This window comes from Actinomadura sp. (assembly GCF_044508335.1).
Taxonomy (GTDB): Bacteria; Actinomycetota; Actinomycetes; order Streptosporangiales; family Streptosporangiaceae; genus Spirillospora.
On record NZ_JBIQHY010000050.1, the window covers coordinates 9,084 to 31,014 of the forward strand.

General features: G+C 73.4%; 16 protein-coding genes. 9 read left to right on the top strand and 7 right to left on the bottom strand.

The features are described from left to right. The 3 genes from ACIWVC_RS18395 to ACIWVC_RS18405 all read right to left on the bottom strand — a co-directional run. The coding region (locus tag ACIWVC_RS18395) for a hypothetical protein (RefSeq protein ID WP_396448857.1) at window positions 1-492 on the bottom strand (492 nt) is incomplete at its 3' end. Window positions 493-565: 73 nt separating this feature from the next. After that, window positions 566-2,212: a glycoside hydrolase family 3 protein gene (locus tag ACIWVC_RS18400; protein WP_396448858.1), complete on the bottom strand. Its 1,647-nt coding sequence runs from the start codon at window positions 2,210-2,212 to the stop codon at window positions 566-568. Window positions 2,213-2,522: 310 nt separating this feature from the next. After that, window positions 2,523-3,767, bottom strand: a complete 1,245-nt coding sequence (locus ACIWVC_RS18405) for an N-acetylglucosamine kinase (RefSeq protein WP_396448859.1) — start codon at window positions 3,765-3,767, stop codon at window positions 2,523-2,525. Between the two features lie 88 nt (window positions 3,768-3,855). Here ACIWVC_RS18405 and ACIWVC_RS18410 point away from each other — a divergent pair, with 88 nt between their 5' ends. After that, window positions 3,856-4,833 carry a MurR/RpiR family transcriptional regulator gene (locus tag ACIWVC_RS18410; protein ID WP_396448860.1) on the top strand — a complete coding sequence of 326 codons (978 nt, stop codon included), beginning with the start codon at window positions 3,856-3,858 and terminating at the stop codon, window positions 4,831-4,833. Next, window positions 4,830-5,726, top strand: coding sequence for an N-acetylmuramic acid 6-phosphate etherase (locus tag ACIWVC_RS18415; RefSeq protein ID WP_396448861.1), 897 nt, complete (start codon window positions 4,830-4,832; stop codon window positions 5,724-5,726). The genes ACIWVC_RS18410 and ACIWVC_RS18415 overlap by 4 nt, the downstream gene beginning before the upstream one ends. Window positions 5,727-6,068: 342 nt before the next feature. Here ACIWVC_RS18415 and ACIWVC_RS18420 read toward each other — a convergent pair whose 3' ends face one another. Beyond that, window positions 6,069-7,265 (bottom strand): acyl-CoA dehydrogenase family protein, encoded by a 1,197-nt coding sequence (locus ACIWVC_RS18420; protein ID WP_396448862.1) that lies wholly within the window; start codon window positions 7,263-7,265, stop codon window positions 6,069-6,071. Between the two features lie 61 nt (window positions 7,266-7,326). On the opposite strand from ACIWVC_RS18420, the gene ACIWVC_RS18425 reads away from it, so the two are divergent. From ACIWVC_RS18425 to ACIWVC_RS18440, 4 genes are all read left to right on the top strand, one after another. Further along, window positions 7,327-7,974, top strand: a complete 648-nt coding sequence (locus tag ACIWVC_RS18425) for an HAD family hydrolase (RefSeq protein WP_396448863.1) — start codon at window positions 7,327-7,329, stop codon at window positions 7,972-7,974. Window positions 7,975-7,998: 24 nt separating this feature from the next. Further along, window positions 7,999-8,502, top strand: a complete 504-nt coding sequence (locus ACIWVC_RS18430) for a DUF6912 family protein (RefSeq protein ID WP_396448864.1) — start codon at window positions 7,999-8,001, stop codon at window positions 8,500-8,502. 80 nt (window positions 8,503-8,582) lie between these two features. Continuing rightward, window positions 8,583-10,214 carry an L-glutamate gamma-semialdehyde dehydrogenase gene (gene pruA / locus ACIWVC_RS18435; protein ID WP_396448865.1) on the top strand — a complete coding sequence of 544 codons (1,632 nt, stop codon included), beginning with the start codon at window positions 8,583-8,585 and terminating at the stop codon, window positions 10,212-10,214. 195 nt (window positions 10,215-10,409) lie between these two features. Beyond that, complete coding sequence (locus tag ACIWVC_RS18440; RefSeq protein WP_396448866.1) at window positions 10,410-11,120, top strand: HAD family hydrolase; 711 nt, start codon at window positions 10,410-10,412, stop codon at window positions 11,118-11,120. A gap of 3 nt (window positions 11,121-11,123) precedes the next feature. Here the strand turns inward: ACIWVC_RS18440 and ACIWVC_RS18445 are convergent, their stop codons facing one another. Genes ACIWVC_RS18445 through ACIWVC_RS18455 form a run of 3 tightly spaced genes read right to left on the bottom strand, consistent with a single transcriptional unit; the run spans window position 11,124 to window position 12,781 of the window. Then, on the bottom strand, window positions 11,124-11,732 hold the full coding sequence (locus ACIWVC_RS18445; RefSeq protein ID WP_396454361.1) for a DUF4865 family protein: 609 nt from the start codon (window positions 11,730-11,732) through the stop codon (window positions 11,124-11,126). A gap of 54 nt (window positions 11,733-11,786) precedes the next feature. After that, the gene (locus tag ACIWVC_RS18450) at window positions 11,787-12,194 is read right to left on the bottom strand and encodes a cupin domain-containing protein (RefSeq protein ID WP_396448868.1); all 408 of its coding nucleotides are present in this window, start codon (window positions 12,192-12,194) and stop codon (window positions 11,787-11,789) included. An 11-nt stretch (window positions 12,195-12,205) separates the two neighbouring features. After that, window positions 12,206-12,781, bottom strand: coding sequence for a TetR/AcrR family transcriptional regulator (locus ACIWVC_RS18455; RefSeq protein WP_396448869.1), 576 nt, complete (start codon window positions 12,779-12,781; stop codon window positions 12,206-12,208). Window positions 12,782-12,998: 217 nt separating this feature from the next. Between ACIWVC_RS18455 and ACIWVC_RS18460 the strand changes: the two genes are divergently transcribed. The 3 genes from ACIWVC_RS18460 (at window position 12,999) to ACIWVC_RS18470 (ending at window position 21,902) form a co-directional block, all read left to right on the top strand. Next, window positions 12,999-14,954: an acetoacetate--CoA ligase gene (locus ACIWVC_RS18460; RefSeq protein ID WP_396454362.1), complete on the top strand. Its 1,956-nt coding sequence runs from the start codon at window positions 12,999-13,001 to the stop codon at window positions 14,952-14,954. 244 nt (window positions 14,955-15,198) lie between these two features. After that, complete coding sequence (locus tag ACIWVC_RS18465; protein WP_396448871.1) at window positions 15,199-16,809, top strand: serine/threonine-protein kinase; 1,611 nt, start codon at window positions 15,199-15,201, stop codon at window positions 16,807-16,809. Between the two features lie 251 nt (window positions 16,810-17,060). Continuing rightward, the gene (locus ACIWVC_RS18470; RefSeq protein WP_396454363.1) at window positions 17,061-21,902 is read left to right on the top strand and encodes an NAD-glutamate dehydrogenase; all 4,842 of its coding nucleotides are present in this window, start codon (window positions 17,061-17,063) and stop codon (window positions 21,900-21,902) included. Window positions 21,903-21,931: the final 29 nt, after the last annotated feature.

Here is a 21,931-nt window from a genome sequence, read left to right on the forward strand (position 1 = left end):
GGTGATCTGCCAGTAGGGGCCGGTCTTGTGGAGGGTGAAGCTCTCCGTGAGCAGCCCGCCCGGCCGGGCGGGCTCGCCCTTCCAGGCGAGGTCCTCGAAGCGGACGGTGTAGTCGCCCTCGCCCGGCCCCGGCTCGCAGACCGGGACCGTCACGCCGCGCAGCGCCGCGAGGTCCTGCTGGCGCAGCTTCGCGCGGGCCTGCGCGAAGCCGGTGCGGCACGCGGCGGGCCCGCCGAACACCCGCCGCTGGTACGCGGGGGTCAGGAAGGCGCAGGACTTGGGGTTCCCGGCGGCGATGCCGCGCAGGTACCTGTAGAGCGCCAGCCGCGCCGGGAAGCTCTCCTTCGCGGACGTCGTCTCCCTCGTGACGACGAACTGCGAGTCGCCCGGCTCGGGGGTGAGCGGCGGCATCGTCACCTCGTCCCGCCCGCCGCATGCGCCCAGCAGCGGGAGCACGACCAGGACGGCGGCGAGAAGGGGGCGGACGGGCACGGAGACCTCCCGGGGAGAAGAAGGCGGCCCGATTTTCCCAGGAGGCGGCCGTCCGCGTCCATCGAACGCCCGGCTACGAGTAGCCCAGGCCGTAGCCGACCGGCTTGCCGCCCGCGGGCACGGGGAGCTTGCCCGACGGGGCGGCCGCGCCGCTCAGCACCTTGGCCAGCGCGTCGATGGAGACCGCGCCGGCGGAGTAGGCGGCGAGCGCCGCCGCAGCGCCGCCCGCCGCGTCGAGGTCGTAGGGGCGGCCGAGCGCGGCGACGACGACCGGCTTCGGGCCGAGCGCCCGGATGCGCGCGGCGGTCGCCGAGCCCGCGTTCCGGGTGGTCAGCACGGTGACGTCCGCGGAGCCGGGGGAGACGGTCGCGACGCCCCGGCGGCGCAGCGCGGCCCGCAGCCGGTCGCCGCCCGGCCCGGTCACCGCGACCTTCTTGCCCTTCAGCGGCAGCAGCCCGCCCTTGTTGCGGACGAGGGTGATCGAATGCTCGGCGACCCGCCGGGCCGCCGCCTTGTGCGCGGGCGTGCCGATCGACGCGGCCGCCTTCGCCGGGTCGACGGCCGTCCCCTGGAACAGGCCGCGCCGCTGCTTGAGCCGGAGGATGCGGGTGACCGACTCGTCCAGCCGCTTCTCGGTGATCTTCCCGGACCGGACGGCCTTCACCACCGCCCGGTAGGCGCGCGGCAGGCTCGGCGGCATCAGCAGCTGGTCGGCGCCCGCGTTGATCGCCCGGACCGGGACGACGGCGTCGCCGTACTTCTCCCGCACGCCCGCCATCTGCAGCGAGTCCGTCGTGATGACGCCCCCGTAGCCGAGCTTGCCGCGCAGCAGCCCGGTCAGCACGGTCTTCGACAGCGTGGAGGGATCACCGGACCTGTCGAGCTTCGGGACGACGATGTGCGCGGTCATGATGACGTCCGCGCCCGCCGCGATCGCGGCCTTGAACGGGGGCGCGTCGAGCCGCGCCCACTCCGCCGGCGAATGCCTGATCACCGGCAGGCCGGTGTGGCTGTCGACGGCGGTGTCGCCGTGCCCGGGGAAGTGCTTGACGGTCGCGGCGACACCGGCGTCCTGGTAGCCGCCGACCGCGCCGGTCACCATCGTGGAGGCCAGTGCCGGGTCGGCGCTGAACGAGCGCAGCCCGATCACCGGGTTGCGCGGGTTCACGTTGACGTCGGCGTCCGGGGCGTAGTCGAGGTTGATGCCGACCGCGCGCAGCTCGGCGCCGGTGACGCGGGCGGCGGCGCGCGCGTCGGCCGGGTTCCGGGTGGCGCCGAGCGCCATGTTGCCGGGGAACCGGGTGATGAACGGGGTGCGCGACACGATGCCCTGCTCCTCGTCCACCCCGAGCAGCAGCGGGATCTTCGACGCCTTCTGCAGCGCGTTCGACTGCGCGGCGGTGCGGGCGGGGGAGCCGAAGTTCTCCGGGAAGTAGATCAGCCCGCCGACGTGGTACTTCTTGATCTTCTGCAGCGCGTCGGCGCGGCTGGAGAACGCCGGGACGAACAGCTGGCCCACCTTCTCGGCGACGCTCATCCGCGCGACGCGGCCGGGGATCCAGGCGTCCGGCGGCGTCGTCCGGGCGGGCGGCGAGCCCGACGGCGCGCCGGATCCGGCGGACGGCTTCCGCCCGCCCTCGCCGCTCCCGCCGCCGCAGCCCGCGACCCCGCCGGCCAGCAGGGCCGCCGCCGCGAGCGCGAGGGGACGTGAAGCACGCACCTGACCAGGCCCCCGCGGGGTCTCGGTTCCTCGCTCGCAATCGGACGCCCGCGACGCTAGCCGCTCCCCGTCCCGGTGTCGACTCGATCTACGGCGGTCCGGGCGGCGCGCCACGCCCGTGATCGGTGGTCCCGCCGGACACGGCTCCCACGGGACCACTCTGACGGACCTTCTGCCACCGTGGTAACAGCTTGATCACGATGGACCCCGGATTCGCAGCGATCGCGGATCTGGTGGGGTCCATCGCGATGGACCCGGACGGCCACGGTGCCGTCCTCCGGGTGGCCTCCGCCGCTCGGGGCGGGACGGCTCAGCCGGGCAGGGGGTGGCCGAGGCGGCGCAGCGCCATCCCGGCCGCGCCGACGGCTCCGTCGCCGGCGCAGCGCGGCGCCTCGGCGAAGCGGTCGCGCAGCCCGGTGCGGACGGCGTCGGCGACGGGGCCTTCACGGAGCACCGAGCCGTGCATCACGACCGGTGCGCGGGGGTCGGACAGGGCCGGGCGCACCGCGTCGACGTCGCGCAGCAGCCACTGCGCGGCCTCCTCGGTGATGCGCCGGGCCACGGGATCGCCGGCGGCCGCCGCGGCGGCGACCACCGGGCCGAGCCGGCCCAGGGCCGCGGGCGGGCGGCCGTACACCTCCTTGATGATCGCCTGGGCGAGCCGGGGGTTGGGCGGGGTTCCGGGCAGTTCGGGATGCCCCGGCGGACCGGGGGCCGCCGGGTGTCCCGGCGGCCCCAGCGAGCCGCAGGGCCCGGTATGGCCCGGCGGACCGGCGCCGTCGCCGGACGGGGGATAGGGGACGGACGGGGGGCGGGGGTCGTCGGGGACCAGGACGGCGGTACCCGTCCCGCCCCCGCGGTGGGGCGCCCCTCCGGAGGCGAGCGATGCGGCCTGCGGCAGCACGGAGACGCCCGGCGGCGGCGCCGGCGGGGCGCCCGCCATGGCGAGCGCCCGCGGGCGGCGGGGTCTTCGCCGCTCCGCGTCGATCTCCGCGACCACGGTGGCGCCGAGCAGCGCGCGGGGGACCGAATCGGTGAGCAGGGTCGGGGAGCCGCGGCCGTCGTAGGCGGCGAGCGCCGCCCGGACGGCCTCCTTCCCGAGCCAGACCGCCGAACCCTCGTCCCCGACGAGCCAGCCGTAGCCGTCCGCGCGCTGCACGATCGCGCCGTCGCTGATGACCGCCGCGCCGGCGCCCGTGCCGGAGAACACCACGATGCCCTTGGGCTCGCTCGTTCCCGCGGCGAACGCCACCGCGATGTCGGTCACCACCGCGGGCGAGCCGCGCAGGCCGACCGCCTGCCATGCCCGCCGCGCCGCCGCGACGGCGGCGGGCCGGCCGGCGGAGCCGGCTCCGGCGATGCCGAACACGCCGGTGAGGATGTGGGTTCGGTCCAGGTCCCCGAGCGCCTCCCGCAGGGCGGTGGTCAGCGCCCCGGCGGTGTCGCCTCCGGAGTTGGGGTTGGCCCCCGGGCCGGTGCCGGAACCGGCCAGGGCACCCCCTAACGTCAGCACGACGCAGCGGGTCTTCGTGCCACCCGCGTCGATACCGACCACGTAAGGACCGGCCAAATGGGTCAACACATGGCGACCGTAGCCTTTTCTACCGTTGACGTGACATCCTGCGCGTAAGAAAATTTCCTCCATGAGGAAACCCATCGGCCCTGACCAGGGCCCCGAGCGGGGGATCACGGGGGAGCGCGGCGCGGCGCCGGAACAGGCGGCGCCCGGCCGGGACGCCACGCCGCTGAGCACCGTGGTGCGGGTCCGCTCGCTGCTGCCCTCGCTGCCCCCCGCCGAACGGCGCGTCGCGCAACGCGTCATCGACGACCCCGAAGGGGTCGCCAACTCCACCATCACCGAACTCGCCCAGACCTGCGGCACGTCCGAGACGACCGTCATCAGGTTCTGCCGCGCGATCGGGTTCCACGGCTACCCGGAGCTGCGGCTGACCCTCGCGACCGAGGCCGGGCGGGCGCAGAGCGCGTCCGGCGGCCGGGTCATCGGCAGCGACATCAGCCCCGACGACTCGCTGGAGCAGATCGTCGAGAAGGTGACGTTCGCCGACGCCCGGGCCGTCGAGGAGACCGCCGCGCAGCTCGACATCAAGACGCTGGAGCAGGTCGTGGACGCGGTCGTCGCCGCCGACCGGGTCGACGTCTACGGCGTCGGCGCGAGCGCGTTCGTCGCGGCCGACTTCCAGCAGAAGCTGCACCGCATCGGCCGGGTCTGCTCGGCCTGGTCGGACGCGCACATCATGCTCACCAGCGCGGCCGTCCTCGGCAACGGCGACGTGGCGATCGGCATCTCGCACACCGGCGCGACGGTGGAGACCATCGACGCGCTGGAGGTCGCCAAGACCAGGGGCGCGAAGACCGTCGCGCTCACCAACTTCCCGAAATCCCCGATAGCGGACGCGGCCGACCTGATCCTGACGACGGCCGCGCGGGAGACGACCTTCCGCTCCGGCGCCACCGCGAGCCGGCTGGCGCAGCTCACCGTGGTCGACTGCGTCTTCGTCGGAGTGGCGCAGCGCACCTACGGGCCGACCCGCAAGGCCCTGGAAGCCACATTCGAGGCGGTCCGCGGGCGGACCGTGCGACCCGACCGGAGGCGTCGGTGATCGATTGCGAGCTCCCCACCGAGGGCCGGAACCCCCGGACCCTCGACGTCGACACGCTGCCGACCATGGAGGTGCTGCGCCTGATCAACTCCGAGGACGCGACCGTGCCGATGGTCGTCGCGTCCGTCCTGCCGGAGGTCGCCCGGCTGGTGGACCTCGCCGTGGAATCGCTGCGCGGCGGCGGCCGCGTGCACTACTTCGGCGCCGGCACGTCCGGCCGGCTCGCGGTGCTGGACGCCGCCGAGCTGCCGCCGACGTTCGGCATCTGGGGGCGGGTGGTCGCCCACCACGCCGGCGGGCCGGGCGCGCTGTCCCAGGCGGTCTCCGACGTCGAGGACGACACCGACCTCGGCCGCCGGGACGCCCGCGACGTCCGGCCCGGCGACATCGCCATCGGGATCGCGGCGAGCGGCCGCACCCCGTACGTGGTGGAGGCGCTGCGCGCCTCCGCCGCGGTCGGGGCGCGCACCGCGCTGATCAGCTGCAACCCGCGCACGCCGTACGGGCACGAGGTGGAGGTGCACATCGCGCTCGCCACCGGCCCGGAGGTGATCAGCGGGTCCACCCGGATGAAGGCGGGCACGGCGACCAAGCTGGTGCTGAACTCCTTCTCCACCACGCTGATGATCAGGATGGGGCGCACCTACTCCAACCTGATGGTCAGCGTGAACGCACTGAACTCCAAGCTGCGCGCCCGGCTGGTGCGCATCCTCACCGAGGCGACGGGCATGGACGCCCGCACCTGCGAGAACGCGCTGGCCGAGGCGGGGGGGAACACCCGCGTCGCGCTGGTCTCGCTGCTCGGCGAGGTGCCCGCGGCGCGCGCGACGACGGTGCTGGAGGAGACCGACGGCGGCGTCCGCGAGGCGCTGCAGAGGCTGCGCTCCGCCTGACCGTCCGTCCGGCCCGCCCCGGACGGGGTGCACCGCCGACGGCCGGGACGCGGACGACCGGGGGACGACGACCGGGGGACGCGGACGACGGGGTGACACGACCGACGGGGTGAGCGCCGACCGCGGCGGGTCCGGGGAACGGCGAGACGGAGACCGGGGCCGCCCGCACGGACGCGCGGCGCGCCGCCCGCGGCCGTGCGGGGCGAGGAGACGGACCGGCGGGGGAGACGCCGGCCGACGGGGGTCCGTGATCATGCAGGCGCTCCCGCACGACGCATGATCACGGACGCCTCCCGGCGCGGACGTCCCCCCCGGCCGCGGGTGCGTCCGCCCGGGGCGGCGTCAGCTCTCGTAGCGGCGCAGCTCCTGGCGGGCGACGGTGCGGACGTGCACCTCGTCAGGCCCGTCGAAGATCCGCATGGCGCGGACCCAGGAGTACATCGCGGCCAGCGGCGTGTCGTCGGACACCCCGGCGCCGCCGTGGACCTGGATCGCGCGGTCGAGCACCTGGTGGGCGATGCGCGGCACGACCACCTTGATCGCGGCGATCTCCGACCGGGCGCCCTTGGCCCCGTGCCCGTCGATCAGCCACGCGGTCTTCAGGGTGAGCAGCCGGGCCTGCTCGATCGCCATCCGCGACTCGGCGATCTGCTCGCGCACCACGCCCTGTGCGGCGAGCGGGCGGCCGAAGGCGACGCGGTCGACGGCGCGCCGGCACATCAGCTCCAGCGCCCGCTCCGCCATGCCGAGCGCCCGCATGCAGTGGTGGATGCGGCCCGGCCCGAGCCGCGCCTGCGCGATCATGAACCCGTCGCCCTCCTCCGCCAGCAGGTTCGACACCGGCACCCGCACGTTCTCGAAGACGATCTCCGAGTGGCCGTGCTGGTCCTGGTAGCCGAACACCGGCAGATGCCGGACGATCTTCACGCCGGGGGTGTCGCGCGGGACGAGCACCTGCGACTGCTGCCGGTGCGGGGGCCCGTCCGGGTCCGTCTTGCCCATCACGATGAAGATCTTGCAGCGCTCGTCGGCGGCGCCGGTGATGAACCACTTGCGGCCGTTGATCACGTACTCGTCGCCGTCCCGGACGATCGAGGTCGTGATGTTGGTGGCGTCGGAGCTCGCGACCTCGGGCTCGGTCATCGCGAACGCGCTGCGGATCTCGCCGTTCAGCAGCGGCTCCAGCCACCGGCGCTTCTGCTCGTCCGTCCCGAACATGTGCAGGACTTCCATGTTGCCGGTGTCGGGTGCGGCGCAGTTGACCGCCTCGGGCGCGAGGTCGGGGGAGCGCCCGGTCAGCTCGGCGAGCGTGGCGTACTCCAGGTTCGTCAGCCCGGACACGTCGGGCAGGAACAGGTTCCACAGGCCGCGCTCGCGCGCCTCGGCCTTCAGCTCCTCGACGACCGGCGGCAGCGCGTGCGGGTCGTGCTCGGCCCGCCACGCCGCGTACACCGGCTCCGCCGGGTAGACGAACCGGTCCATGAACTCCTGGAGGCGTTCCCGGTACTCGCGTGCCTTCGGGCTGAGTTCGAAGTCCATGGGCGGCATTCTGGCAGAACGGGATTCGGTTATCGGTGCCGGGATCGCCTACGATCGGGCCGTGCCCTCCGAACGACCGGTCAAAGCCGTGATCACCGACTGGGGCGGCGTGCTCACGTCCCCCCTCGCCGACGCCGTCGCCGCCTGGCTCGCCGCCGACCGCATCGACGCCGAGCGCTACAAGGACGTCATGCGCGCCTGGGTGAAGCAGGCCTACGACGGCGCCGGGACCAACCCCATCCACGGGCTGGAGGACGGCTCCCTCTCCGTGGCCGAGTTCGAGCGCCTCCTCGCCGCCGAGCTGGTCACCGTCGACGGCGGCCCGGTCGAGGCGGCGGGCCTCATCGCCCGCATGTTCGGCGCCTTCACCCCCGTCGAGCCGATGTACGACGCGCTCCGCGCGGCCCGCGCCGCCGGGACCCGCACCGCGCTGCTGTCCAACTCGTGGGGCAACGAGTACCCGCGCGACCTGTTCGCCGAACTGTTCGACGCCGTCGTGATCTCCGCCGAGGTCGGCATGCGCAAGCCCGACGAGCGGATCTTCCGGCACGCCCTGGACCTGCTCGGCCTGGACGCCGCCGAATGCGTGTTCATCGACGACATCGAGCACAACATCCGGGCCGCCGAGGCCCTCGGGATCCGCGGCATCCACCACACCCGCCCCGACACCACGATCGCCGAACTGCGCGGCCTCGGCCTCCTGCCCTGACGGTCTGGCAGACTGCTGACCGTCATGCGCGTCTACCTGCCGTCCACGCTCACGCTGCTCGCCGGCGTCCACGCCGCGCGGGAGATCGGCCCCGCGCCGCTCGCCGCGCACGCGGTCACGCCCGCGCTCCGCGAGTGGTACGCGAGCGGCGACCTGGAGGAGCTGGAGTACGCGGCGATGTCGGCCGCCGCCCGCGCCTCCCTCCGGCTGCTCGCCGCCGACCCGTCCGCCCCGCGCCGCCGCGTCGTGCTGGCCGCCGAGGTGCCGGACGACGCGATCAGCCGGTCGAACACCGACCCCGGCGACGGCGACCGCGCCCTGGTCGAGGTCTCCGCGGCCGTCCCGTGGAAGAAGATCGCCTCCGGCCACGTGGACGCCCCGGACGCCGCCCCCGACATCGCCGAGGCGGCCGCGGCGCTCGCCGCCGCCGACGCCGGCGACGACGACGCCCGCTTCACCGTGGACGGCGCCGAGGGCCACGAGCTCCTCTGGTACGCGACCCAGGAACTCCCCCACCTCCTCGGCTGACCCGGGTATTTCGCCCGCCCGCAGGCGGGTAGGTCCTTCGGCACGTCGACAACGCCGTCGGATTCCCAGGGAGTCGTGAGATGGACGCCGTCACCACCGTGCCGGCACCGGCGAACGAGCCGGTGAAGGGCTACGCGCCGGGGAGCCCGGAGCGCGCCGCGCTGGAGGCCAGGATCAAGGAGCTGGGCGGGACCCAGACCGAGCTGAGCATGACGATCGGGGGCGAGCGGCGCATGGGCGCGGGCACCCCGATCGACGTCGTGGAGCCGCACGACCACGGGCACGTCCTCGGCCGGATGGGCGACGCCACCGAGGTGGACGTGACCGAGGCGATCGTCGCGGCGGAGGAGGCCGCGCCCGCGTGGCGAGCCATGGCGTTCGAGGACCGCGCCGCGATCTTCCTGCGCGCCGCCGACCTGCTGTCCGGGCCGTGGCGGGCCACGCTGAACGCGGCGACGATCCTCGGCCAGTCCAAGTCGGTGCAGCAGGCCGAGATCGACGCCGCCTGCGAGCTGATCGACTTCTGGCGGTTCAACGTCGCCTACGCCCAGCAGATCCACGAGATGCAGCCGATTTCGCCGCCCGGCGTGTGGAACCGGCTGGAGTACCGGCCGCTGGAGGGGTTCGTCCTCGCCATCACCCCGTTCAACTTCACCGCGATCGCCGGGAACCTGCCGACCTCGGCCGCTCTCATGGGCAACGTCGTGGTCTGGAAGCCGTCCCCGACGCAGCAGCTCGCCGCGCACTTCACGATGCGCCTCCTGGAGGCCGCCGGCCTCCCGCCCGGCGTGATCAACATGGTGACCGGCAACGGCCGCGCCGTGTCCAACGTGGCGCTGCGCCACCCCGACCTCGCCGGCCTGCACTTCACCGGCTCGGTCGCCACGTTCCAGACCCTCTGGCGGACGATCGGCGAGAACATCGCCGGCTACCGGAGCTATCCCCGGATCGTCGGGGAGACGGGCGGCAAGGACTTCGTCGTCGCGCACCCCTCCGCCGACCCGGCCGTGCTGAAGACGGCCCTCGTCCGCGGCGCGTTCGAGTACCAGGGGCAGAAGTGCTCCGCCGCGTCCCGCGCCTACATCCCGCGCTCGGTCTGGGACCGGATGCGCGACGACTTCCTCGCCGAGACCGAGTCCCTCACCATGGGCAACGTCGCCGAGGACCTGTCCACGTTCATGGGCGCCGTCATCGACGACCGCGCGTTCGCCAAGCACCGCGCGGCCATCGACCGCGCGCGCGGCATCGACGGCATGAAGATCCTCGTGGGCGGCGAGCTGGACGACTCGCGCGGCTACTTCGTCCGGCCCACGGTGCTGGAGTCGTCCGACCCCACCGACGAGATCTTCACCCGCGAGTACTTCGGGCCGATCCTCGGCGTGCACGTCTACGACGACGGCGACTACGACCGCGTCCTGACCCAGATGGAGGGCGTCTCCGAGTACGGCCTGACCGGCGCCATAGTCGCCGACGACCGCGCCGCGATCGCCGAGGCCACCGAGAAGCTCCGCTTCGCCGCCGGCAACTTCTACATCAACGACAAGCCGACCGGCTCGATCGTGGGCCAGCAGCCGTTCGGCGGCGCCCGCGCGTCCGGCACCAACGACAAGGCCGGCTCGGTCTTCAACCTGACCCGCTGGACGAGCGTGCGCTCCATCAAGGAGACCTTCGTCCCGCCGACCGACTACCGCTACCCGCACATGGGCACCTGACGGCCCGTCCCGCGGCGCCGGGGGATTGCGGACGGGCCGGGGCGCTCCTCGGGGACGACGAGAACGGGGGCCCGTCCGCTTCCCGGCGCCCGCGGTTGCGGCGGGGGCGCGGAGGCCGGACGATAAGCTCGCTGACCGCCGCGGGTGCCGGGAACGGCGCCCGTCCACGCTCCTCCGACCGCGCATGGGAACGGGATGTCGACGCTGAACCGTCTGGTGCTGTGGAACATCGATCACACCCTGGTCGACGTCGGGCGGGTCACCAGGGACGCCTACGCCGAGGCGTTCCGGCGGACGATCGGGCGGCCGCTCGTCCGGCTCGCGCCGACCCCCGGCCGCACCGAGTCCGAGATCATTTTCGAGACCCTCGCGTTCAACGACGTCGTCACCACCGACGACCACCTGCCCGCGTTCTTCGACGCGCTCGCCGAGGCGTTCGCGTCCCGCCGCGAGGACCTGCGCGCGCACGGCCGCGTCCTCGCCGGGGCCGCGGAGGCCGTCGAGGCGCTCGCGCACGTGCCCGGGGTCGTCCAGTCCGTGCTGACCGGCTCCATCCAGCCGAACGCCGTGCTGAAGGTCCGCGAGCTGGGCCTCGCCGACCGCCTCGACCTCGGCGCGGGCGGCTACGAGAACGGCGTCTACAGCAAGGCCGCCCTCCTCGAACTGGCCCGCACCCGCGCGGGCGAGCGGCACGGCACGGCCTACCCCGAGTCCGCGACGGTCTACATCGCCGACTCGCCCCGCGACGTCCAGGCCGCGCACATCGCCGGCTCCCCGATCATCGCGGTCGCCACCGGCAGCGCCACCGAGGCCGAGCTCCGCGCCGCCGGCGCCGAGACCGTCCTCGCCACCCTCGCCGACACGAAGGCCGTGGTCAGCGCCGTCGCCGACCTGACCCGCCTCTGACCGCTACCAGGCGCGCCCCTCGGGCAGCGCGTCCAGGCCGGGCGCGGACAGGTGCAGCACCCGGTAGCGCTCCGCCCCGGCCGTGTCGGGCGCGGCGTCCCGCCAGAGGACGAACCGCATCAGCTGCCAGCGGTGCGGGTCGACGGCCAGGGCCGCGGTGTGCACGCCGTCGCGGCGGGCCAGCTCGGCGAGCTCGGCCACCTGCCCGTCCAGCCATCGGGCCATGGCCAGGCCGGTGCCGCCGGGGTCGGGCGGGGCGGGCACCGGGGTGAGGAGGCGCGAGGCCGCGGCGGGGGACGCGCCGCGGGCGGGCCCGGCGTGGCAGGCGACGCCGGTCCAGTGGTGCACGGCCGGCCGGCCGAAGTCCCGGATGATGTTCTGGAAGCCGCCGCCGGCGAGGAAGTGCGCCATCGCGCCGGTGTCGTTCCACAGGTAGAAGGGCGCGTACTGGTTGACCGGCGAGCCGTCCACGCCGCGCTCGCGGACGGCGTACGCCTTCAGTCCCAGGCCGGCGCGGTCGTCGAGGACGTGGCCGCCGTCGGCGACCCGCTTCCGGATGATCCGCATGTCGTAGTCGGCGGGCAGGGTGATCTCGTACTGCTTCGCGTACACGGGGGGGTGCCTCCCGGTCGTCAGGCGGACGCGGTCGTCAGGCGGATGTGGTCGTCAGGCGGATGTGGTCGGAGCGCGGTACTCGGCGTCGGTCACCGCGCCGCCGCGTTCGGCTTCGGTGCCGTCCTCGGCGACCTCCTGGACGGCCAGGTGCGTCATGAACGCGCCGGGGGAGGCCCCGTGCCAGTGCCACTCGTCCGCCGCGATCCGCACGACGTCGCCGGGCCTGATGGTCCGCACCGGGCCGCCGCGGCGCTGCACGAGCCCGGTGCCGTCGGTGACGATCAGCACCTGGCCGAAGGGGTGCCGGTGCCACACCGTGCGGGCTCCCGGCGCGAACCGGACGGTGTCGACGCGGAGCCGCGACGGGCCTTCGGGGGCGGCGAGCTCGTCGGCCCAGGCGTCCCCGGTGATCCACTCGGGCGGTGCGGCGGCGGTGGACGCCGGAGGCGACACGTGCACGCTGGTCTCCTTCACTTCCGTACGGACGGGGAGCAGGCGGCGAGCAGGCTCAGCGCCCCCGAGACCGCCTGCTCGAAAGGCTCGGTGGACCGGGCCGCGCGGGCCGCCACGTAGCCGCCCTGCAGCACGGCGACCAGGGTCGCGGCGGTGGCCCGGGGATCCAGCGCGGGGTCGAGCTCCCCGCGCTCGCGCCCCTCCGCGAGCACCTCGGCGATGCGGTCCCGCAGCCAGGACAGGGTCTCCTCGACCGGTGCCCGCAGGCCCGGATCGGCCATGACCTCCGGGTCCTGGGTGAGGCGGCCGATGGGGCAGCCCTTCAGCACGTCCCGCTCCCTGCGCAGGTACGCGGTGATCCGCTCCACGGCCGTGCCGGGGCCGGCGAACTGCTCCTCGGCCATGGCGCGCATCTCCTCGGCGGTGCGCGAGATCGCCGCGAGCGCCAGCGCCCGCTTGCCGGAGAAGTGGTGGTACATGCTCCCCTGGCCGACGCCCGCCCGCCGCTGGATCGCGCTGGGGCTCGTCCCGGTGTAGCCGCGCTCCCACAGCAGGTCGCGCGTGCATTCGATGAGCCGATCGGCGGAGCTCATCCTGTACATACTAGTAGGTACAGAAGCATGTGGGAAACCCGGACGGCCCGGGGTGCGATCATGTGGCCCGGCGATGTTGCGCCGACCAGCGGTTTCGGCGTGCGATGGGGTGGCCGCCGGGCGGGTACGCAAGGGGGCCCGGGGAAGTTGCGCGGTGCGCCGGGGCGGGCCGATATTGGGATGGCCGCGCGCCGTGGCGCGGCGGGGAGGGAGAACGATGGCCGGTGGGGTTTCCGAGGGTTCGGTGCTGTGGGAGCCGTCGGAGGAGGTCGTCGCGAACGCGCGGGTGACCCGGTTCGTCCACTGGCTGTGGGAGCGGGGCGTCCGCGCCGAGTCCTACGACGAGCTGTGGCGCTGGTCGGTCACCGAGGTCGACGCGTTCTGGGACGCGATCTGGTCGTACTTCGACGTCGTCGGCGAGCGCGGTGACGGCCCCGTCCGGACCGGCGGCCCCATGCCGGTGGACGGCCTCAGGTGGTTCCCCGGCGCGACCCTCAACTACGCGGCGAACGCGCTGCGGCGGGCGGAGGAGACGCCCGACGCGACCGCGGTGGTCTTCCGGTCGGAGGCCGGCGGGCACCGGACGCTGTCGTACCGGGAGCTGGCGCTGCACGTCGCGGAGGTCCGCGCGGGCCTCGCCGAGCTGGGCGTCGGCAAGGGCGACCGCGTCGCCGCCTACATCCCGAACATCCCCGAGGCGCTGATCTGCTTCCTGGCGACGGCGTCGCTCGGCGCGATCTGGTCGTCGTGCTCGCCCGACTTCGGGTCGTCCTCGGTCATCGACCGGTTCGCGCAGATCGAGCCGAAGGTCCTGATCGCCGTGGACGGCTACGCCTACAACGGCAAGCGGTTCGACCGGCGGGACGTGGTGAAGGAGATCGAGGCCGCGCTGCCGAGCCTGGCCGCCACGGTGCTGGTCCCCTACCTCGACCCCGCCGCGACCCCCGACGGCCTGCGCGTCGGCATGCACTACGGCGAGCTGCCCCGCCCCGGCCACGACGCGCCGGAGTTCGAGGACGTCCCGTTCGACCACCCGCTGTGGGTCGTGTACTCGTCCGGCACGACGGGCCTGCCCAAGCCGATCGTGCACGGGCACGGCGGCGTGGTGCTCGAACACCTCAAGGCCCTGTCGTTCCACCAGGACCTCGGCCCCGAGGACGTGTTCTTCTGGTTCACCACCACCGGCTGGATGATGTGGAACTACCTCATCGGCGGCCTCCTGGTGGGCTCCGCCATCGTCATGTACGACGGCGCCCCGCTCGACCTGTGGTCGCTGGCCGCCGAGAACGGCGTCACCTACATGGGCGTCGGCGCGCCCTACATCACCGCGTCCGCCAAGGAGGGCCGCCGTCCCGGCGAGGAGCACGACCTGTCGGGCCTGCGCGGCATCGGCTCCACCGGCTCGCCGCTGCCGCCGGAGGGCTTCGCGTGGGTGTACGAGGCCGTCGGCAAGGACCTCCTGCTCGGCTCGTTCTCCGGCGGCACCGACCTGTGCACCGGCTTCGTCGGCCCGTCGCCGCTGCTGCCGCTGCGCGCCGGCGTCATCCAGTGCCGCGGCCTCGGCGCCAAGGTCGAGGCGTTCGGCGAGGACGGCAAGCCGGTCGTGGACGAGGTCGGCGAGCTGGTCATCACCGAGCCGATGCCCTCGATGCCCGTCTTCTTCTGGAACGACGAGAGCGGCGACCGCTACCGCGACTCCTACTTCGACATGTTCCCGGGCGTGTGGCGGCACGGCGACTGGATCAAGATCCTGCCGGACGGCGGCTGCGTCATCTACGGCCGCTCCGACTCCACCCTCAACCGCGGCGGAGTCCGCATGGGCACCGCCGACTTCTACCGCGTCGTCGAGGCGTTCGACGAGATCACCGACAGCCTGGTCATCGACACCGGCCGCCTCGGCCAGGAGGGCCGCCTGCTCCTGTACGTCCAGCTCGCCGAGGGCGCGGCGCTGACCGACGAGCTGGTGCGGGACCTGCGGCGGGAGATCCGCTCGGCGCTGTCGCCGCGGCACGTCCCGGACGAGATCACCGCCGTCCCCGGCATCCCGCGCACGCTGTCCGGCAAGAAGCTGGAGGTCCCCGTCCGCAAGATCCTCCAGGGCACCCCGGTCGACAAGGCCGCCAACCGCGACTCCATGGCCAACCCCGAGGTGCTCACCCACTTCACGCCGTAGTCGCCCCTCCGTCCGAGCGCCCCGGCCGCCCGGCCGGCGAACACGGTCGGTTTCACTTCTGTGACACCTGGCGCGGCCGCGCCGCTGTGAGAAGTAACGCCATTAGGGTGGTTCCACGGTCAGATCGCTCCGTAAGGTCGCAGGATCGGGTGAACTTCCCTCGGGTCTCGGGCGTCACACTGTCGGAGGGTGATCCGGGCCCGAACGACGCGGCTCGTCGGTCGAGAGAGGGACGGTTCCACGCATGGAGGTTGGGGCGCTGCGGTCCGGAGATCCGGATCGGCTGGGGTCGTACGCCCTGATCGGCCGGGTGGGCGAAGGCGGTCAGGGCACGGTGTTCCTCGGTGCGGCCGAGGACGGCCGGCAGGTCGCGATCAAGCTGCTGCACGCCGATCTGACGTCCGACGACAAGGCGCGCAGCCGGTTCCTGCGCGAGCTGGAGGTCGCCAAGCGGGTCGCGCCGTTCTGCACCGCCCAGGTGATCGACGCCGACGTGGACGGCGACCGGCCCTACATCGTCAGCGAGTACGTGCGCGGGCCGTCGCTGAACCAGCACGTCCTCGACGAGGGCCCGCTCGACGGCGCCGCCCTCGACCGGCTCGCCGTCGGCACCGCGACCGCGCTCGCCGCCATCCACCAGGCCAAGATCGTCCACCGCGACTTCAAGCCGCACAACGTGCTGCTCGGCCCGGACGGCCCGCGCGTCATCGACTTCGGCGTGGCCCGCGCGATCAGCGCCGGCACCACCCTCACCAGCCGGGTGATCGGCACCCCGTCCTACATGGCGCCCGAGCAGATCAGCGGGGACGAGGTCGGCACCCCCGCGGACGTGTTCTGCTGGGCCGCGACGCTGGTGTTCGCGGCGACCGGGGAGCCCCCGTTCGGGCAGGACACCATCCCCGCGGTGATCAACCGGATCCTGCACGAGGAGCCCGACCTCGGCGACCTCGACGGGTCGCTGCGCGAACTCGTCCTCGACTGCCTGGAGAAGGTGCCGGAGCAGCGGCCCGGCGCCCGCCAGGTGCTGATGCGGCTGCTCGGGCACGAGGAGGCCGCGGCCCCGGCGCGGCCCGCGGCCCGGTCCGGCGACACCGACGAGACCGCGATGCTCGCGGCCGGCTCCGTGCGGGCCGCCGAGGCCGCCGACGCCGAGGTCTTCGAGCCGGACCCGGTGTTCGGCGACGACCCCGTCTTCGACGACGCCGACCAGGACGGCCACGTCTTCCGCGACCCGGAGGCGTCCCCGGCGGCCGCCGCCTTCCACGACGCGGGCCTGCCCGACGACGCGGACCCGGCGGGCGACGACGACGGCCGGCCGCCCGCGTCCGCCGAGTGGGGCGCCGACACCACGCTGCCGCCCGACCTCGTCGTGGTCGGCGAAGGCGGCGGGGGCGGGCTGCGGCGCGCGCTCGCCGGGTCCGGGCGCTCCGCCCTGCTGGCCGGGGCGGCCGCGCTGTTCGTCGCGGTCGTGGTGGTCTCCTCCGTGCTCGTGCTCGGCGCCGGGGACAAGGGCAAGGCGGGGCAGAAGGTCAGCGACCCGAGCGCGCCGCCCGGGTCGAGCAGCGTCATGCCGAGCATGGCGCCGCCGGCGACGCACTCGCCCGCGGAGCAGTCGACCTCGCCCGGCTACACGCAGAACCCGACGGGCAGCGCGTCCCCGACGGGCAGCACGACGCCGTCCGGTTCGCCGACCCCGTCCGACTCGCCGGCCCAGCCGACGCCGACGAAGTCGACGACCAAGCCCGGGACGACGCCTCCGGAGACCCCGCCGGAGACCCCGTCCGACCCGTCCAACCCGCCCGGGACGCCGGGCACCGGCGGCGCCGGCGGCACCGACGGCCAGACCACCGGCTGACCCGGCACCGGCGGACGGCGGCGGTCGGCAGGCGCCGGCCGGCCGCGGGCCAGGCCGGCCGGGCGGCGGCCGGCGTCCCGTCGGATCCGTCCGGCATGGGAACCGGCGCGCGGGCCCGGCGGGCTGGCAGGGTGGCATAGGCCACGATGACCTTGCTGCATAGCAGGTCGGCTTTGCGGCGATTCCTGGCTACGCTCGTGCAGTGAGCGGCGCCACAACGAGGTGGCGAGAGGTCTCAAGGGGAGTTGTTGATGAGCGGCATGCTCGATCAAGCGAAGGACGACCTGCTCAGGCGGGCCGCTGAGACGTGCGCGCAGCGCCCGGGGGCGCGCGGCGGGGACGTGGAGGAGGACTTCGAGTACCTCCGGCTCTACTACCGGCAGGTTGCCCACGAGGACCTGATGGCGCGGGACCCGGCCGACATCTGCGGCCCGGCGATGGCGCACCGGTCCCTCGGCGAGGAGCGGCCGCAGGGGCGCGCGAAGGTGCGCGTCTTCACGCCGACGCTGGAGGAGTACGGCTGGGACCCCGGCCACACGGTCGTGCAGGTCGTCACCGACGACATGCCGTTCCTGGTCGACTCGGTGACGATGGAGCTGACCCGGCACCAGCTCACCACGCACCTGATCGTCCACCCGCTGCTCGGCGTGGACCGCGACGTCGCGGGCCACCTGAAGGCGTTCCGCCACAAGCTCGACAGCGACGCCGACGTCGACGAGTCGTGGATCCACATCGAGGTCGACCGCACCAGCGACCGCGCCGCCCTGGACGCCCTGGAGAAGGACCTCCTGCGCGTCCTTCAGGACGTCAGGGTCGCCTACGAGGACGAGCCCAAGATGCGCGCCCGCGCCGGCGAGATCGCCCGGGCGATCCAGGAGAAGCGGCCCCCGCTGCCGGACAAGGAGATCGACGAGGGCGTCGAGCTGCTCGACTGGCTGGCCGACGGGCACTTCACCTTCCTCGGCTACCGCGACTACACGCTCACCGACGACGGCACCGCCCTGCGCCCCGAGCCGGGCACCGGCCTCGGCATCCTGCGCAGCGACAAGCGCGAGTCCGACAGCTTCGCCGCGCTGCCGCCCGAGGTCCGCGAGCGGGCCACGGAGAAGCACCTGCTGGTGCTCACGAAGGCGAACTCGCGCTCCACCGTCCACCGCCCCCTGTACCTCGACTACATCGGGGTGAAGAAGTTCGACGAGTCCGGCGAGGTCGTCGGCGAGCGCCGCTTCCTCGGCCTGTTCACGCACGTCGCCTACAGCGAGTCGATCGCGCACGTGCCCGTCCTGAAGCGCAAGCTGGACGAGGTGCTGGAGCGCGCCGGGTTCACCCCCGACAGCTACGACGGCCAGGACCTCATCGAGGTGCTGGAGAGCTACCCGCGCGACGAGCTGTTCCAGATCTCCGTCGACGACCTGCTGAAGATCTCGCTCGGCGTGCTCCGGCTCCGCGAGCGCCGCCAGCTGAAGCTGTTCCTCCGCAAGGACCTGTACGGGCGCTTCATGTCGTGCATGGTGTACCTGCCGCGCGACCGCTACACCACCAAGGTCCGGCTGCGCATCCAGGCCCTGCTGAAGGAGGCGTTCAACGGCGTCAGCGTCGACTACAGCGCGAACGTGACCGAGTCCCTGCTGGCGCGGCTGCACGTCGTCGTCCGCGGCGAGCGCGGCCGCCCGCTGCCGGACGTGGACGTCGCCGAGCTGGAGGAGCGGCTCGCGAACGCCACCCGCTCCTGGGAGGACGACCTCGCCGACGCCATCGTCGAGCAGTGCGGCGAGGAGCGCTCCGGCACGCTCGGCCGCGCGTTCGGCGAGGCGTTCCCCGAGGGCTACAAGGCCGACTTCCCCGCCCGCACCGCCGTCGCCGACCTGCGCCGCCTCGACGAGCTCACCGGGGAGGGCGACACCTCCATCAACCTGTACGAGCCGTACAGCGCGGAGCCGGGCGAGCGGCGGCTGAAGATCTACCGGCTGGGCGAGCCGATCTCGCTGTCCCGGGTGCTGCCGCTGCTGCAGAACATGGGCGTCGAGGTGGTGGACGAGCGCCCCTACGAGATCGTCACCTCCGACGGCCGCCGGTTCTGGATCTACGACCTCGGGCTGCGGTACGTCCCGCCGGAGGACGTCCCCGAAGAGGCCATCAAGGACCTGTTCCAGGACGCGTTCACCGCGCTGTGGCGCGGCGACATCGAGAACGACGGGTTCAACGCGCTCGTCCTGCACGTCGGGCTGAACTGGCGCGAGGCGATGATCCTGCGCGCCTACGCGCTGTACCTGCGGCAGACCGGCATGACGTTCTCCAAGCGGTACGTCGAGCAGGTGCTGCTGCGCAACGCCGCCATCACCCGGCTGATCGTCCGGCTGTGGGAGTCGCGCCTCGACCCGACCCTGCAGGGCGGCGAGGAGGAGCGCAGCGCCGGCATCGCCGAGGAGATCACCGGCAAGCTCGACGACGTCGCCAGCCTCGACGAGGACCGCATCCTGCGCGCCTACCTCGCGCTCGTCCAGGCGACCCTGCGCACGAACCACTACCAGGGCAAGCCGTACCTGGCGATGAAGTTCGACCCGGCGCGGATCCCCGACCTGCCGCAGCCGAGGCCCATGTACGAGATCTTCGTGTACTCCCCGAAGGTCGAGGGCGTCCACCTGCGGTTCGGGGCGGTCGCGCGCGGCGGCCTCCGCTGGTCGGACCGCCGCGAGGACTTCCGCACCGAGATCCTCGGCCTGGTCAAGGCGCAGGCGGTGAAGAACACCGTCATCGTCCCGGCGGGCGCGAAGGGCGGCTTCGTCGGCAAGCAGCTCCCCGACCCGTCCGTCGACCGCGAGGCGTGGCAGAAGGCCGGCATCGCCTGCTACAAGGACTTCATCTCCGGGCTGCTCGACCTCACCGACAACCTCGTGGACGGCAAGGTCGTCCCGCCGCCGAACGTCGTCCGGCACGACGGCGACGACACCTACATGGTCGTCGCCGCCGACAAGGGCACCGCGACGTTCTCCGACATCGCCAACGGCGTCGCCGCCGAGTACGGGTTCTGGCTCGGCGACGCGTTCGCGTCCGGCGGGTCCGTCGGCTACGACCACAAGGCGATGGGCATCACCGCCCGCGGCGCCTGGGAGTCGGTCAAGTACCACTTCCGCTCGCTCGGCAAGGACGTCCAGAGCGAGGACTTCACCGTCGTCGGCATCGGCGACATGTCCGGGGACGTGTTCGGCAACGGGATGCTGCTCTCCGAGCACATCCGGCTCGTCGCCGCGTTCGACCACCGGCACATCTTCGTCGACCCCGACCCGGACGCGGCCGCCTCGTTCGCCGAGCGCCGCCGCCTGTTCGAGCTGCCGCGCAGCAGCTGGGCCGACTACGACACCGCGCTGATCTCCAAGGGCGGCGGGATCTTCCCCCGCACCGCCAAGTCGATCCAGGTCACCCCGCAGATGCGGGCGGCGCTCGGCATCGAGGACGGGGTGAAGGCGCTCACCCCGTACGAGCTGATCCGGGCCGTCCTCAAGGCGCCCGTCGACCTGCTGTGGAACGGCGGCATCGGCACCTACGTCAAGTCGTCCATCGAGAGCAACGCCGACGTCGGCGACAAGGCCAACGACCCGGTCCGGGTGAACGGCGCCGAGCTGCGCTGCAAGGTCGTCGGCGAGGGCGGCAACCTCGGCGTCACCCAGCTCGGCCGCATAGAGTTCGCGCGCGGCGGCGGCATCATCAACACCGACTTCATCGACAACTCCGCCGGCGTCGACACCTCCGACCACGAGGTCAACATCAAGATCCTGCTCGACCAGGTCGTGCGGGACGGCGAGCTGACCGGCAAGCAGCGCGACGCCCTGCTCTACGAGATGACCGACGAGGTCGGGCGGCTCGTCCTGCGCGACAACTACGCGCAGAACGTGGTGCTCGCCGCGTCCCGCGCGCAGGCGCCCGCGATGCTGCACGTCCACGCCCGGTACATGCGCAAGCTGGAGCGCGACGGCCGGCTGAAGCGGGACCTGGAGTTCCTGCCGGACGACAAGGCGCTCGCGGAGCGGCGGCAGTCCGGGCACGGCCTCACCGGCCCCGAGTTCTCCGTCCTGCTCGCCTACGCCAAGCTCGCGCTGGACGCCGAGATCGTCGCCTCCGACCTGCCCGACGACCCCTACCTGGAGTCGTGGCTGGTGGAGTACTTCCCGACCCCGCTGCGCGAGCGGTTCCGCCGCTACATGGACCGGCACCCCCTGCGCCGCGAGATCATCACCACGGCCGTGGTGAACGACGTGGTCAACGCGAGCGGCTCCACGTTCGTGTTCCGGATGAACGAGGAGACGGGCGCGTCGTCGCCCGACATCGCCCGCGCCTACCTGGTCGCCCGCGAGGTGTTCCAGATGCCGCGCTTCCGGGCCGCGGTGGAGGGCCTCTCCCACCAGGTGGAGGAGTCCACGCAGATCGCGATGCTGCTGGAGGCGCGCAAGCTGACCGAGCGCGCCGCCCGCTGGCTGCTGCACAACCGGCGGCCCCCGTTCGACATACAGGAGAGCATCGACTTCTTCAGCGGCGGCGCGGCGACCCTCGGCGCGCAGGTCTCGAAGCTGCTCGTCGGCCTCGACCTGGCCGCGTTCGAGCAGCGCCGCGACGGCTTCGCCGAACTCGGGGTGCCGGACGAGCTGGCCGAGCAGTGCGCCGCGTTCGTGCCCGCCTACTCCACGTTCGACCTGGTGGGGGTCGCGCACGACACGGGCCGCCCGGTGGAGGAGGTCGCCGAGGTCTACTTCGACCTGGCGGACCGCCTCCAGCTGTCCCGGCTCCGGGAGCGGATCATCGCGCTGCCGCGCGACGACAAGTGGCGCACGCTGGCCCGCTCCGCGCTCCGCGACGACCTGTACGCGGCGCACTCGGCCCTCACCAGGGACGTCCTGATCACCAGCGAGCCCGGCGGCCGTCCCGAGCAGCGCCTGATCCACTGGGCGGAGAAGAACAAGCCGGCCGTCCAGCGCGCCCAGCAGACGCTGAGCGAGATCTGGGAGAGCGACAGCTTCGACCTCGCCACCCTGTCGGTGGCCCTGGGCGCGATCCGCACCCTGGTCACGGCCAGCTCGCTGCCTTCCAAGGAAGCCTGAGAGCCCTCCGGCGCCCGTCCCGTTCGCTC

Excerpts from the sequence above, each read along its gene's own strand:
- ACIWVC_RS18455 (WP_396448869.1), bottom strand. The coding sequence starts at position 12,781 with ATGAGCTCCGCCGATCGGCTCATCGAATGCACGCGCGACCTGCTGTGG.
- ACIWVC_RS18460 (WP_396454362.1), top strand. The coding sequence starts at position 12,999 with ATGGCCGGTGGGGTTTCCGAGGGTTCGGTGCTGTGGGAGCCGTCGGAG.
- ACIWVC_RS18420 (WP_396448862.1), bottom strand. The coding sequence starts at position 7,265 with ATGGACTTCGAACTCAGCCCGAAGGCACGCGAGTACCGGGAACGCCTC.
- ACIWVC_RS18465 (WP_396448871.1), top strand. The coding sequence starts at position 15,199 with ATGGAGGTTGGGGCGCTGCGGTCCGGAGATCCGGATCGGCTGGGGTCG.
- ACIWVC_RS18430 (WP_396448864.1), top strand. The coding sequence starts at position 7,999 with ATGCGCGTCTACCTGCCGTCCACGCTCACGCTGCTCGCCGGCGTCCAC.
- pruA (WP_396448865.1), top strand. The coding sequence starts at position 8,583 with ATGGACGCCGTCACCACCGTGCCGGCACCGGCGAACGAGCCGGTGAAG.
- ACIWVC_RS18440 (WP_396448866.1), top strand. The coding sequence starts at position 10,410 with ATGTCGACGCTGAACCGTCTGGTGCTGTGGAACATCGATCACACCCTG.
- ACIWVC_RS18410 (WP_396448860.1), top strand. The coding sequence starts at position 3,856 with ATGAGGAAACCCATCGGCCCTGACCAGGGCCCCGAGCGGGGGATCACG.
- ACIWVC_RS18470 (WP_396454363.1), top strand. The coding sequence starts at position 17,061 with ATGAGCGGCATGCTCGATCAAGCGAAGGACGACCTGCTCAGGCGGGCC.